Here is a 14,036-nt window from a genome sequence, read left to right as displayed (position 1 = left end):
AGGCACCGGATGCGCCCGGCCTTCTGGGGCGCATTCCAGCTACATTTGGATTGGCCAATACATCAAGACCCGGCCCGTCGGGATCAGCTGAAGCAAATAATCGAAGTCGCTGATGTTGCCCGTTAGTACGGCAAATCCCAATTTCTGGGCCTGCAGGAACAGAACGCAATCCTGAAGCGCCCGCAGCCTGGAATCATTCTTGTAGCCTTGCAGGCGACACAGCATTCCTGAGAGGAGTGCGGCTCGGCCCAGGACATCGGGATCTGCTGCAAAAACCCGATGCGGCGGCATATCCTCGATCATGGTCCCGATCTGCTTGATCGCTTCGGCGGTGCCCGGGTGGTTCGGCTTGAGGACGCCAACCGTGTGCATCAGTTCCTGGATGGCTATGGTAGAATGATTGACCTGCCTGATGTCGAGGAGGTCGGCAACTGCTTCTGGCGCTCGGCCTTGCAAACCGTCAAGGTAAACACAGGTATCCAGCAGCAATTCCTGTCCCGCCTCGACAAGGTTACCGATGATCGGCAGCTCCTTGTCGGGCCGGCGGCTTAACGTTTTCTGGGGGTCAAATCGCGACCATCTGACGGCCGCACCGAAGTCGAAATCGGCCAATTCAGAATCCGAGCTTCAGCGTCGGATCCACCGTTCCACGTGTTTTCCTGAAGGTCTCGGCGAAATTGTCTTCCAAGGCTACATTTGCCAGCGCAAATTCGACCAGCTCGGTATCAGACGTCAATCCGGTTCGAGCCTTAGCCTGCTTGATCAGGTCGGCACTCACCCGTCCCGCGATCCTGCCGTTCTTCTCAGCGCGCAGGCCGGATTCTTCTGCCCTCTGCAGGACGGCATCAATTCTGGCCAGGCGACGCATCTGCATTTTCGCAGCCGCTTTGGGAAGCGTTTTCGTCCGCTTGCCAGCGGCGAGGCCGCGACGGACACGTACAGCTGTCTTCGCCATCAGGGTGCCTCACCTTCTGTTTAACAAAAATCGATTTTGGACAACATAGCAGGAAAGACAATGTTTTCAATGCCCGCTTCCGGCACAGGTTCAGGCGCGCTTCGGTTCAGCTTTCCTGCGCCTTCAGCCATCTCAGAACGACGGCTTCTTCGTCATCAAGGCCGGCTATCGATCGCTTCCGCTTGTTCGCATCCGCCATTTCGCCGAGCAGCCGACCTTCGGACCAGGCTTCGAAGACCTGTGGGTGGATGTAACAGCTGCGGCAGATGGCGCGCGTGTTGCCCAGCCGCTCGGCCACCTTGTCGATGACGCCGTTCATCACCCGCTTCTGTTGTGCCTGGCTTTCGGGTCGTTCGGTTTGCGCAAACAGCGACGCAGCATGGATGGTGCCGCCCCAGGTTCGGAAATGCTTGGAGCTGAAATCCGCCCCCACCGTCTCCCTGATATAGCGGTTGACGTCGTCGGAGCGGATCGGTCGCCTGCTTCCGTCCTCGTCGAGATACTGGAACAGCTTCTGGCCCGGCAGATCCTGCGCCCCGCGCACGATCCTGGCGATGCGGCGATCGACGAGCTTCAGCTTCCACTCCTTGCCGGACTTGCCCTTGAAAGCGAAACGCAGGCTCGAGCCACTGATGTCGACATGACGGTCGCGCAGCGTGGTCAGCCCAAAGCTGTTGTTGTCGCGAGCATAGGCGGCATTGCCGACGCGGATCATCGTGTTGTCGAGCAGCCAGACCACAGCGGCAACAACGCGTTCCAAGGGCAGGCCGTGACGGCGCAGATCGGCGTCGATCTGGCGTCGCAGTTCAGGCAGGCTCTCTGCAAAGGCAACCAGGCTCGAATATTTGACGCCGTCGCGCTCCTCGGCCCATTGCGGATGATAGCGATATTGCTTGCGTCCGCGCTGGTCTCGGCCGGTCGCCTGGATGTGACCGTCAGCAACGGGCGAAATCCACACATCCGTCCACGCCGGTGGGATGGCGAGCGCCTTGATGCGGGCCATGGTGTTCTCGTCGACGCCCTGCCCGTCAGGTCCTTTGTATGAAAATCCCCTGCCGGTCCTGAAACGGCGGATACCGGGCTCGGTATCGGTGACATAGGTGAGCGAGGCTCGATCGGCCGAGGCCTCTCCGCCATTCTTCGGCGCCCCGTTTTTTGGTGCACCCTCCTTGGCAGCCGACCGGCCACTCGACGATCCGGATTTGTCCAGCATGTCCTCTCCACGGAATTTTCCCGTAGATAAGCAACGGATCGGCCCACTGGTTCCGCCATTGCTTCGACGAACATGACTGCCACAAAGATGCCGGGCTCACCGCATGCGCGTTTGAGAAGCAGCCTTCTGCCGATGTTCAAGATCGATTGCGGCCTCGCTTGCCGTCATGCCTTTTCCAGCACGACCGGAATGACGTCGACAGCCTGCTCGCCGACCTGTCCGCCCGTCGTCTTCAGGACGCCGACGATCGGCGCTACATCCGAATAGTCGCGGCCGTGCCCAACGGTGATGTGGTCATTGCTTGCCCGCATGCCGTTGGTTGGATCGAATTCCTGCCATCCGGTGTCGCGCCCGCACCACACCTTGACCCAGGCATGCATGGCGTCGGCCCCTTCCAATCGCGGTTTTCCGGGCGGCGGAATGGTGCGCAGGAAGCCGCTGACATAGCCGGCGGGGATACCGAGGCCACGCAGGCCGGCGATCATGATGTGCGAAAAATCCTGGCAGACGCCCCGCTTCAGGCTGAAAGCATCGCTCGCCCGGGTCTGCACCGTGGTCGCCTCGCCATCGTAGGTGAAATCGCGATGAATGCGGTTGCACAGGTCCATGGCGGTACCGACGACAGAACTGCCGGCACTGCTCCGCGCATACCCCGTGATATCAGCGTCAATGCCGACATGGTCGCTGGCGGCCAGAAAGTGATGCGGTGTATCAGGCGACAGCGACCGCACCGCTTCGAGTTGGCTCCGCAGCCGGCGAATGTCGGGCGACACGTCAAGCCCGGGTTCCGGCCGCGAGACGGCGACGCGCGCGCTCATCCTGATGTCGAGCGCATCATGGGCATCGCGAAAGGCGATCGACGTGACATTGTTGCCGAAGAAATCGGAAAAGTCGGAGCGTTCGCTCGGCGCCGGCGCGAAGGACAGCGAAGCGGCGATCACCCGCTGCACGCCCGATATCGTCGGCGGCAGCACGCGCACCTGATGGCGGCCGCCGCCGGCTGCAGCATCATAGTCGTAACGCAGATTGAGTCTGATGTCGTAGAGCATGCCAGCCTCCGGGTCCCGTCCTTAGCCGAAATAGGCCTTGGCGAGGCTGTTGTAGAGGCCGCCGATCTCGGTGGCGAGATCGTCCAGGGCCTTCGCCGTCATGTCCGAGGGCTCCTTGATGGCGATTGCCGTATTGAGCTGCAGTATCTCTTTCGCCGCCGGCGACATATGCCCCTCGCCACCGACAGCAGGCAACAGCGCGATCTCGGCCTTCAGCCGCTCGAGCTGGAACAGGATGGAGCGCGGGTTGAGCGGATCGAGCACCAGGAGGTCGATCACCGTGCGCCTGCCGGCCTGCACCGGATACTGCCGCCGGTGGGTCATCACGCTGTCGCCGATCTCCAGCATCATGTCGAGCGCGCCTTCGGGCGCCGCAGCCCCGGTCAGCCGGGCCAGCGTGCGCGTGATCTGGATGCCGCGTTCCAACCGCCGGCCGATCTCCAGGAAGCGCCAGCCGGTGAAGCGATACATGTTCTCATGCAGCAGGCCGGAAAACCCGGCGAGCTTGCGCAGGATGACCGTCATCGCCCGCGTCGCATCATCGCCAGGCGCCACCGTTGTCGCGAATTGATGGATGGTCTTCGACAGATCCTTCAGCGCCAGCCAGCCGTCGGGCGAGAAGCGGTCGCGGATCTGTCCGGCGCTGTAGACGGCGCTGTCCAGCGTGCCGATCAGCCCCGGCGGGATCGCCGTGGCGACGTCGATGCCGAACGGTTCGAGATGGTCTCTGATATCGGCAAGCAGCGGCATGTCCGGGTCGGAGGCCTCGGCCAGCCGCACGTGATAGGCGCGCAGGATGCGCACCGTGCCTTCCGATCGCTCGATATAGCGGCCGAGCCATGTCAGGTTTTCCGCAGCGCGGCTGGGCAGGCTGCCTGGCGAGGTGCGGGTGAAGCTGTCGTGCTCCTGGGGCAGCAGCGTCTCGCGCTCCACCGGCCTGTCGCTGACCACCCATACATCCGCAGCCTGGCCGCCGCGCTGCATGGCGATTGCGGTCGGGTCGAGCGAAAAGCCGACGCGGGCAAAACCGCCGGGCATCACCGTCCAGCCTTCCGGCGTTCGCGCCAGATAGACGCGCAGGGCTGCCGGCCGCGGCTCAAGCCAGCCGCCGACATAGACCGGCGTGGTCGAAAGCGTCACCGCTTCCTGTCCGACGAAGGCGCCGCCGTCCCGTTCGATCCGGGCTATCAGTTCGGCCCGTTCCCCGGCAACCAGCGCCGAGCCCAGCCTGGTGCAATCGTCATCCTCGAAGGCAAGCCGCGTCGACAGCGCCGGACCGATCACCATGCGGTCGAGGTTGGCCAGCACATGGTCACGGTCCGCGTCCCGCCCGCACCACCATGTCGCGACGCTCGGCAAGAGAAGCTCCTCGTTGCGCAATTCGCGCGAAATTTTTGGCAGGAAAGCGAACAGCGCCCGCGTTTCCATCAGCCCGGAGCCGAGCGCGTTGACGGCTGAGACGGCTCCCCGGCGGATCGCCTCGACCAGCCCTGGCGTGCCGATCTGCGAATCCGGCCGCAACTCCAGCGGATCGGCGAAAGCGGCGTCGAGCCGCCGCCACAGCACGCTGACCGGCATCAGCCCGGAAACCGTGCGCACCATCAATCGACCGCCGGAGACGGTCAGATCCTCGCCTTCGAGCAGCATGATGCCGAGATAGCGGGCGATATAGGCATGCTCGTAATAGGTTTCGTTGAGTGGCCCCGGCGTCAGGATGGCGACACGGCCGCCCGATCCCTTGGCCATGCCGTTAAGCGCGTCGCGAAAGCGACGGAAGAAGCCGGCAAGGCGGTGCACATGCATCTCGCCATAAACGTCGGACAGCGCACGCGTTGTGGCGACGCGGTTTTCCAGCGCAAAGCCGGCACCTGACGGCGCCTGCGTGCGGTCGCCCAGCACCCACCAGCGGCCATCCGGTCCACGGCCGAGTTCGAACGCGCAGAAATGCAGGAAATGGCCGCTGGCCGGTCTGGTGCCGACGACGGGGCGCAAATATTCCGGGCTGGCCGCGATCAGCCCCGCCGGCAGGATGCCTTTCTCGACCAGGCGGTTCGGCCCGTAGATATCGGCAATCGTTACCTCGAACAGCTCGGCCCGCTGGACCAGGCCGGCACTGATCGCGGCCCATTCCTGCTCCTCTATCAGGAGAGGCACATGCGCCAGCGGCCATTCGCGCTCATTGGCGCCGGCCTGATCGTAGAGACGGTAATAGACGCCGGCGTCGCGCAGATACTGGTCGGCGCGGGCGAAGCGCTGGGCGAGCTTTTCAGGCCCCAGATCTTCCAGCGCCTCGATGAACTCCTTCCAGACCGGACGGGGATTGCCTGATGCATCGACCATCTCGTCGACGACGCCGTCGATCGGCTGGTAGTGCTCCAGCAGGTTATGCGGCCTGCCGCGTATTTCCTGGTGATTCCCCTTTGCCATTGCTGATCAGAGTCTTGCGGGCCGCCGCAGGTCAAGGGTCATCGGGAAATCCTCAGAGGCTTGTTCGTCGCGCAGCACGTAGGCGGACGGCGTATGGCCGCGCGGCTCGAAGCGGGCGAGCCGCCGCGCCTCCGCTTCGTTGCCGTTGACCGGGAAAGTGTCGTAGCTGCGCCCGCCGGGATGCGCGACATGGTAGACGCAGCCGCCGATGGCCCGGCCCGACCAGCGATCGTAGATGTCGAAGACCAGCGGCGTGTTGACCGGCAGTGCTGGATGCAGGCCAGATGACGGCTGCCAGGCCTTGAAGCGGACGCCGGCCACCGCGATCTCTCTGGTGTCGGTCACCTTCATCGGCACGATGCGGCCGTTGCAGACGACCGCATGACGCTCCGGATTGAGCCCTTCGGTCTTCACCTGCAGCCGCTCGACCGAGGAATCGACGAAGCGCACGGTGCCGCCGATCGCGCCCTGCTCGCCCATGACATGCCACGGCTCCAGCGCCTGCCGCAGTTCCAGCTTGATGCCGGCATGCTGGACCTCGCCGCAGAACGGGAAGCGGAATTCAAGCTGCGCGTCGAACCATTCGGGACGGAATTCAAAGCCGTTCAGCTTGAGGTCGTCCAGCACGTCGAGAAAGTCAGCCCAGACATAGTGCGGCAGCATGAAACGGTCATGCAGCGACGTGCCCCAGCGCACGAAGCGGCCATCGAGCGGGTTCTTCCAGGTGCGGGCGATAATGGCGCGCACCAGCAATTGCTGCGCCAGGCTCATGCGCGCATTGGGCGGCATCTCGAAGCCGCGGAACTCGACCAGCCCCAGCCGGCCGGTCGGCCCGTCGGGCGAAAACAGCTTGTCGATGCAGATTTCCGAACGGTGGGTGTTCCCCGTCACGTCGGTCAACAGGTTACGGAACAGCCGGTCGACCAGCCACGGCAACGGGGCGCTGCCACTGTCCGGATGCGGCACCTGCGCCATGGCGATCTCAAGCTCGTACAGCGAATCGTGGCGCGCCTCGTCGAAACGCGGCGCCTGGCTGGTCGGGCCGATGAACAGGCCTGAGAACAGATAGGACAGCGACGGACGGCGCTGCCATTGCAGGACCAGGCTCTTCAGCAAATCGGGGCGGCGCAGGAACGGACTGTCGTTGGGTGTTGCGCCGCCGACGACGACATGGTTGCCGCCGCCGGTGCCGGTATGACGGCCGTCGATCATGAACTTGTCGGCGCCAAGCCGCGTCTGCCGCGCCTCCTCATAGATCGCTGTGGTCGTCGCCACGCAGTCCTGCCAGTTTGCAGCCGGATGGATGTTCACCTCGATGACGCCGGGATCCGGAGCCACGCGGATGACGTTTAGGCGCGGGTCGTGTGGCGGACCGTAGCCCTCGATATGCACCGGCAGGCCGATAGCCTTTGCCGCGTTCTCGGCCGCCGCGACAAGTTCGAGATAATCTTCCAGCGCCTCGACCGGCGGCATGAATACACAAAGCCGTCCGTCGCGCGGCTCGACCGACAGCGCGGTGCGCACCGCGCCACCGATCTCGGTAATCTCCTGTTCGACACGGTCCTGCTGGCCGGTCGCTGCGGTGAAGGACGCCGCCTGCTGGCGGCGCGCCATTTCGTCAGCGCCTTCAAGTGCGGCCGGGGCAGCCTCCGGCAAAGAAGCGGCTTCAGGCAAAATAGCCTCGCGCGCCGGCAATGGTCCGCGCGGCAGCGAAGGATCGACCGGCACGATGTAGGGGAACTGCGCCGGCGGCACATGGGGAAGCGTGCCGAGCGGCAGGCGGTAGCCGACCGGTGAATCGCCCGGCACCAGGAACAGCCTGCCGCGCCGCGTCTTCCACTTCTCCGAACGCCAGCGCGGTCCCGACGCCTGGCTGTTCCAGCGCTGGACAGGCAGTACATAGCCCGACGGCTTGGTCAGGCCGCGTTCGAACACCCGCGCCATGCGGCTGCGCTCCTCGGGGTCGTCCAGCTTCGAATTGGACGGATCGACATTCTCCGGCAGCTTGCCTTCCTTGAGCAGCCACTCAGCCGGGTCCTCATAGGCTTCGCTGACCATTGACTTGTCGATGCCGAGTTCATCGGCAATCGCCGTCAGCAGGCTTTCAGCCTGCTTCGGCCCAACATCTGCTTCGCCTGCTTCATCTGCTTCGCTGTTCTCCCGCGCGATCAGCGACGGGTCGCTCCACACCGGCTCGCCGTCGGCGCGCCAGTACAGCGAGAAGGTCCAGCGCGGCAGGCTTTCGCCCGGATACCACTTGCCCTGCCCGTAGTGCAGGAAGCCGCCGGGCGCGAAACGCTCACGCAGCCGGCGGATCAGCGCATCGGCCTTTTCGCGTTTTGTCGGGCCGACGGCGGCGGTGTTCCACTCCTCCGCCTCGAAATCATCGATCGACACGAAGGTCGGCTCGCCACCCATGGTCAGCCGCACGTCCCCGGCTTCGAGTGCGGCGTCGACCTGCCTGCCCAATGCGTCAAGCGCCTGCCAGCTTTCGTCGGAGAATGGCTTGGTGATGCGCGGGTGCTCGGCGATGCGGTCGACCCGCATGTCGAAGCCGAACTCGACATTGGCGAAGCTCGCCATGCCGGAAATAGGCGCGGCGTTGCGGAAATGCGGCGTGGCCGCCAGCGGCACATGGCTTTCGCCGGTGAGCAGGCCGGAGGTTGGGTCGAAGCCGATCCAGCCGGCCCCCGGCAGATAGACCTCGCACCAGGCATGAAGATCGGTGAAGTCGGTCGCCGTGCCGGGCGGTCCGTCAAGCGCGACGAGGTCGGGCTTCAACTGGATCAGGTAGCCGGAAACGAAGCGCGCCGCGATGCCGAGGTTCCTCAGGATCTGCACCAGCAGCCAGCTTGTATCGCGGCACGAGCCTTTCTTGGCGGCCAGCGTTTCCTCCGGCGAAAAAACGCCGGTTTCCATGCGCACGATATAGGCGACCTCGCGCTGCAGGCGGGCATTGAGGTCGACGACGAAATTGACGGTATTGGTTGGGTGGCGATCGATGGTTTGCAGGAACGCCGACAGCAGCGGTCCAGCCGGTTCCGGCGTCCGGTAGATGGCGAGATCGGCGCTGATCTCTTCCGGGTATTCGAACGGAAAGATCTCGGCCGCCGGCTCGACGAAGAAATCGAACGGATTGTAGACCGTCATGTCGGCGACGAGGTCGACCTCGATCTTCAGTTCCGTCACCGGTTCCGGAAACACGAAGCGCGCCAGGAAATTGCCGTAGGGATCCTGCTGCAGATTGACGAAGTGGTTCGCCGGCCCGACCTTCAACGAATGGCTGAGCACCTTGGTGCGGGAATGCGGCGCCGGCTGCAGCCTGATGACCTGCGGGCCGAGGACGACCGGCCGGTCATATTTGTAATGGGTCAGGTGGTAGACGGCTGCCAGAATTGCCATGGGACCCCGAAAGTCGGCGTTTCAAACGAACTCGCCGAACCCTGACACAAATGCTGGCCATTCTCCAAGCAGAGATGTTGCGGTGCAACTAATTTAAGCAGCGTTGCTGGCCTCGGGGCCGGCTTAGAAAAACGCCTGCAATCCAGTCTGCGCCCGTCCGAGGATCAGCGCATGCACGTCATGCGTGCCCTCGTAGGTGTTGACCGTTTCCAGGTTCTGCGCATGGCGCATGACGTGGTAGCCGATCTGGATGCCGTTGCCGCCATGCATGTCGCGGGCCTGGCGGGCGATGTCGAGCGCCTTGCCGCAATTGTTGCGCTTGACGATCGAGATCATCTCGGGCGCCATCTTGCGCTCATCCATCAGCCGCCCGACCCGCAAGCTGCCCTGCAGCCCCAGCGCGATCTCGGTTTGCATATCGGCGAGCTTCTTCTGGAACAGCTGCGTGCCGGCCAGCGGCTTGCCGAACTGCTTGCGGTCGAGGCCATATTGGCGGGCCCGGTGCCAGCAATCTTCCGCCGCGCCCATCGCCCCCCAGGAAATGCCGTAGCGCGCCCGGTTGAGGCAGCCGAAAGGCCCCTTCAGGCCCGACACGTCAGGCAGCAGCGCGTCCTCACCGACCTCGACGCCTTCCATCACCACTTCGCCGGTGATCGACGCGCGGAGACTGAGTTTGCCGTCGATCTTTGGCGCCGACAGCCCCTTCATGCCCTTTTCCAGCACGAAGCCGCGAATCTCGTCGTCATGCGCGCCCCCACTCTTGTCGGACAACTTTGCCCAGACGACGAACACGTCGGCGATCGGCGCGTTCGATATCCACATTTTCGAGCCGGAGATCCTGTAGCCGTTCGCCGTCTTCTCGGCCCGCGTCTTCATGCCGCCAGGGTCGGAACCGGCATCCGGCTCGGTCAGCCCGAAACAGCCGATCCATTCGCCTGACGCCAGCTTCGGCAGGTATCTTTTGCGCTGCGCCTCCGAGCCATAGGCATGGATCGGATACATCACCAGCGACGACTGCACGCTCATCATCGAGCGATAGCCAGAATCGATGCGCTCTACTTCGCGCGCCACCAGGCCATAGGTGACGTAGTTGGCGCCGAGCCCGCCATATTCTTCCGGAATGGTGATGCCGAGCAGACCCGCTTCGCCCATCTCGCGAAAGATCCCGGCATCGGTCTTTTCCTCGAGATAGGCTTCCTCGATTCTGGGAGCGAGCTTGTCGGCGGCGAATGCCGCCGCGCCATCGCGCACCATCCGCTCGTCTTCCGACAGCTGGTCCTCGATCAGGAAAGGATCATCCCAGACGAATGCGTTCTTGTCGGCGGCCATGGCCTCGCTCTCCCAAACTCTTGCACGTCGCCCAAAGCTTGCCCTCGGGCCTGACCCGAGGGTACTCGGCGGATTTGAGATAACGACATGCAAAAACAAAAATCTTGAAGTGCGCGGCTTATCGGCTTCCGGTTCGAAAAAATCAAACGAAATTGCTTCGCCAACCAATGAGCGTTAGTAATGGATCATGAACGTGCAGCGCCGCCTTTTGCCTGGTATCAGCGCCCTTGCCGCCTTCGAGGCGGTGGCCCGGCTGGGCAGCTTCACCGCCGCCGCAAGGGAGCTCGATCTGACCCAAGGCGCCGTCAGCCGCCAGATCAGACTTTTGGAGGACCAGTTCGGCCGCCAGCTGTTCGAACGCGACAGCCGCAATGTCAGGCTGTCGACGGCCGGTGAGATCTATGCCGAAGCGGTGCGCGCCGCCTTGGGTCAATTGCGACGCAGCGCTTGGATTGATGAGCAATCGGCATAGTGGCATCTTGAACCTTGCGATCCTGCCGACCTTCGGCACACGCTGGCTGATGCCGCTCATCCCGGATTTCGTCGAAAGCAACCCTGATATCACCATCAATTTCGTCACCCGCATCGGCCGTTTCGACTTCGCCCGCGAGAGGCTCGACGCCGCCATCCATTACGGCCTGCCCGACTGGCCCGGTGCCGACTCGACGCTGCTGGTGCGCGAGACAGTGGCGCCGGTTGTCTCGCCCGAATTTCTGGCCGGCCGCGCCATTGCCACGCCTGCCGATATCGGCCGCCTGCCACTGCTGCATATGGCGACGCGGCCCGGCGCATGGACCGAGTGGTTCGAGCATCAGGGATTGAGCGTACCGACCGGGCCCGGCATGCAGTTCGAGCAATTCGGCACCGCCGCCCAGGCCTGCATGGCCGGGCTCGGCGTGGCGCTGCTGCCGCAGGTCCTCATCTCAGGCGAATTGCAACGGGGCCAGTTGGTGCCGGCCCCAGGCCGGCCGATGCAGAGCCGCAGCGCCTATTACCTCGTCGTGCCGCATGACAAGCGTGGCCATCCGCCGGTCGCCAGTTTTCGCGACTGGCTGCTGCGCCATGTGCCGCCGGAGAAGTAGCTACTTACGCTTCAACGCATCGGCCAACGCGGCGCCGAACGCGCCTTGCTGTACCGGCCGTTCCGGCTGACGCTGCGGCGCCGGCGCTCGCGGCGCCGGTCTGTTGCCATTGTCGCGCGGCTTCGGTGTACCGCCGTCACCTTCCCTGCGCATCGACAGGCCGATGCGCTTGCGCTTGATGTCGACCTCGACGACACGCACCTTGACCACGTCGCCGGCTTTCACCACCTCATGCGCATCCTTGACGAAACGGTCGGCCAGTTGCGAGACATGCACAAGTCCATCCTGGTGCACGCCGATATCGACGAAGGCGCCGAACGCGGCGACATTGGTGACGGTGCCTTCCAGCAGCATGCCTGGCTTCAAATCCTTGATGTCGTCGACGCCGTCGGCGAAGGTGGCGGTCTTGAAGCCGGGGCGCGGATCGCGGCCGGGCTTTTCCAGTTCCGCCAGGATATCGCGCACCGTCGGCAGGCCGAACCGCTCATCGACGAAGACACGCGGATCGAGCGCCTTGAGAGCGGCACTGTCGCCCATCAGCGAGCGGAGGTCGCGTCCGCAGGCCGCAACGATCTTTTTCGCCACGCCATAGGCTTCGGGATGCACGGCCGAGGCATCGAGCGGTTCGGTGCCGTTGGCAATGCGCAGGAAGCCGGCGCATTGCTCGAAGGCGCGGGGTCCAAGGCGCGAGACCTTCAACAGGTCACGTCGGCTGGCGAAGGGACCCGCCGCGTCACGGTGCGCAATGATCGTCTCGGCCAGCGATGCGCCAAGACCCGAAACCCGCGCCAGAAGCGGCGCCGAGGCGGTGTTGAGGTCGACGCCGACGGCATTGACCGCGTCCTCGACCACCGCTTCCAGCGAGCGGCCGAGCCGGTACTGGTCGACGTCGTGCTGGTATTGGCCGACGCCGATCGACTTCGGCTCGATCTTGACCAGTTCGGCCAGCGGATCCTGCAGCCGCCGCGCGATCGACACCGCGCCGCGCAGTGACACGTCGAGGCCGGGGAATTCCGCCGCTGCCGTTGCCGAGGCGGAATAGACCGAGGCGCCCGCCTCGCTGACGATCACCTTGAGCGGCTTCGGCCCGGACTCGGCAGGCATGTCGGCCAGCATGTCTGCGACCAGCCTTTCCGTCTCGCGGCTGCCGGTGCCGTTGCCGATGGAAATCAACTCGACCTTGTGCAGGCGGATGAGTTTTGCCAGTTCGGCCTGCGTGCCGCGCACGTCATTCCTTGGCGGAAACGGATAGACCGTCGTCGTCGCCAGCAGCTTGCCGGTGCCGTCCACCACCGCCACCTTGACGCCGGTGCGGATGCCGGGGTCGAGCCCCATCGTGGCGCGCGAGCCGGCCGGGGCAGCGAGCAGCAAGTCCTTCAGATTGCGGGCGAAGACATGGATCGCCTCCTCCTCGGCCCGCTCGCGCAGATCCCGCATCAAATCGAGCGTCAGATGCAGCGACAGCTTTACGCGCCAGGTCCAGCCCGCCACCTCCATCAGCCAGCGGTCGCCCGGCAACTGGCGGCCGATGGCGTAGGCATCGGCGATCATCCGCTCGACCGGCTTCACCGGCGACGCGTCGTCGGCATCGACTTCGATATCAAGCGACAGCACCTCTTCGTTGCGGCCGCGCAGCATCGCCAGGGCGCGATGGCTCGGCACATTGGCCCAGCGCTCGACATGGTCGAAATAGTCGGAGAATTTCGCCCCGGCTTCCTGCTTGCCGTCGACAACGCGCGACCGCATGAAGGCGCGTTGCTTCATGTAGCTCCGCAGCCTGCCGACCAGATCGGCATTCTCGGCGAACCGCTCGGACAGGATGTCGCGCGCGCCCTCGAGCGCCGCCTTGGCGTCGGCCACCTCTTCAGTGATGTAGGCCAGCGCCAGTTCTGCGGGCACCGCGGCGCGATCGGCAAGGATGGCCTCGGCCAGCCGTCCCAGCCCACGCTCGCGCGCGATCTCGGCCTTGGTCCGGCGCTTCGGCTTGTAGGGCAGATAGATGTCTTCGAGTTCCGCCTTGGTGACGGCCGCAGCGATCTTGGTTTCAAGCTCTTCGGTCAGCTTGCCCTGCTCGCGGATGGAACCGAGAATGGTGTCGCGGCGCGCATCGAGCTCGCGCAGATAGGCTAGGCGCTCGGCCAGCAGGCGCAGCTGCGTGTCGTCCAGACCGCCGGTGACCTCCTTGCGGTAGCGCGCCACGAACGGCACTGTCGCGCCTTCGTCCAGCAGTCCGATCGCCGCCGCGGCCTGTTCGGGCCGGGCCGTGATCTCGGCTGCGATGATTGCTGCGATGCGCTCGGATGCCATGTCGTTCCTGCTGTCCTGTCGAAAAGAGCGGCGACCATAGGCGCAGAGCGTCGCCCCGCCAACCTCGCTCTTTTCGACCGATCAAGAGTTCCACAGGAAAGCACGTTGGAAATTCGCATGGCAGAATGCGCCCACGCCTGGATTTGCCCGTGCCCTTCAGACGTGCGCGCTGCCCCTCATTGCCCTGCCGGGCATTTCTCCCCGTATAGTGACCTATCGCATTCACACATGTCGGTTGCGCTTTTCGGCGAAGCTCGATTCTATTTCGGCCG

Annotated in this window: 8 protein-coding genes and 1 pseudogene; 1 reads left to right on the top strand and 8 read right to left on the bottom strand. The window is 64.3% G+C overall.

Annotated elements, in window-relative coordinates; all coding sequences use genetic code 11:
- Positions 1-39 precede the first annotated feature (39 nt).
- From AC0L17_RS16215 to AC0L17_RS16185, 7 genes are all read right to left on the bottom strand, one after another.
- Positions 40-612, bottom strand: coding sequence for a type II toxin-antitoxin system VapC family toxin (locus AC0L17_RS16215; RefSeq protein WP_473516567.1), 573 nt, complete (start codon positions 610-612; stop codon positions 40-42).
- A 1-nt stretch (position 613) separates the two neighbouring features.
- Positions 614-874 (bottom strand): hypothetical protein, encoded by a 261-nt coding sequence (locus tag AC0L17_RS16210; protein ID WP_236473051.1) that lies wholly within the window; start codon positions 872-874, stop codon positions 614-616.
- Between the two features lie 187 nt (positions 875-1,061).
- Positions 1,062-2,168: a DNA topoisomerase IB gene (locus tag AC0L17_RS16205; RefSeq protein ID WP_473516566.1), complete on the bottom strand. Its 1,107-nt coding sequence runs from the start codon at positions 2,166-2,168 to the stop codon at positions 1,062-1,064.
- A 164-nt stretch (positions 2,169-2,332) separates the two neighbouring features.
- Positions 2,333-3,217 carry a transglutaminase family protein gene (locus AC0L17_RS16200; protein WP_091594789.1) on the bottom strand — a complete coding sequence of 295 codons (885 nt, stop codon included), beginning with the start codon at positions 3,215-3,217 and terminating at the stop codon, positions 2,333-2,335.
- A 21-nt stretch (positions 3,218-3,238) separates the two neighbouring features.
- Complete coding sequence (locus AC0L17_RS16195; protein WP_473516565.1) at positions 3,239-5,644, bottom strand: circularly permuted type 2 ATP-grasp protein; 2,406 nt, start codon at positions 5,642-5,644, stop codon at positions 3,239-3,241.
- A 6-nt stretch (positions 5,645-5,650) separates the two neighbouring features.
- Complete coding sequence (locus AC0L17_RS16190; RefSeq protein WP_473516564.1) at positions 5,651-9,046, bottom strand: transglutaminase family protein; 3,396 nt, start codon at positions 9,044-9,046, stop codon at positions 5,651-5,653.
- 123 nt (positions 9,047-9,169) lie between these two features.
- Positions 9,170-10,375: an acyl-CoA dehydrogenase gene (locus tag AC0L17_RS16185; RefSeq protein ID WP_473516563.1), complete on the bottom strand. Its 1,206-nt coding sequence runs from the start codon at positions 10,373-10,375 to the stop codon at positions 9,170-9,172.
- A gap of 187 nt (positions 10,376-10,562) precedes the next feature.
- Here AC0L17_RS16185 and AC0L17_RS16180 point away from each other — a divergent pair.
- A pseudogene (locus tag AC0L17_RS16180) lies at positions 10,563-11,457 on the top strand (LysR family transcriptional regulator).
- Here AC0L17_RS16180 and AC0L17_RS16175 read toward each other — a convergent pair.
- Complete coding sequence (locus AC0L17_RS16175; protein WP_473516562.1) at positions 11,458-13,764, bottom strand: Tex family protein; 2,307 nt, start codon at positions 13,762-13,764, stop codon at positions 11,458-11,460.
- Positions 13,765-14,036 lie beyond the last annotated feature (272 nt).

Source organism: Mesorhizobium sp. WSM4829 (assembly GCF_055811475.1).
This window is presented reverse-complemented; position numbering and strand designations above follow the sequence as displayed.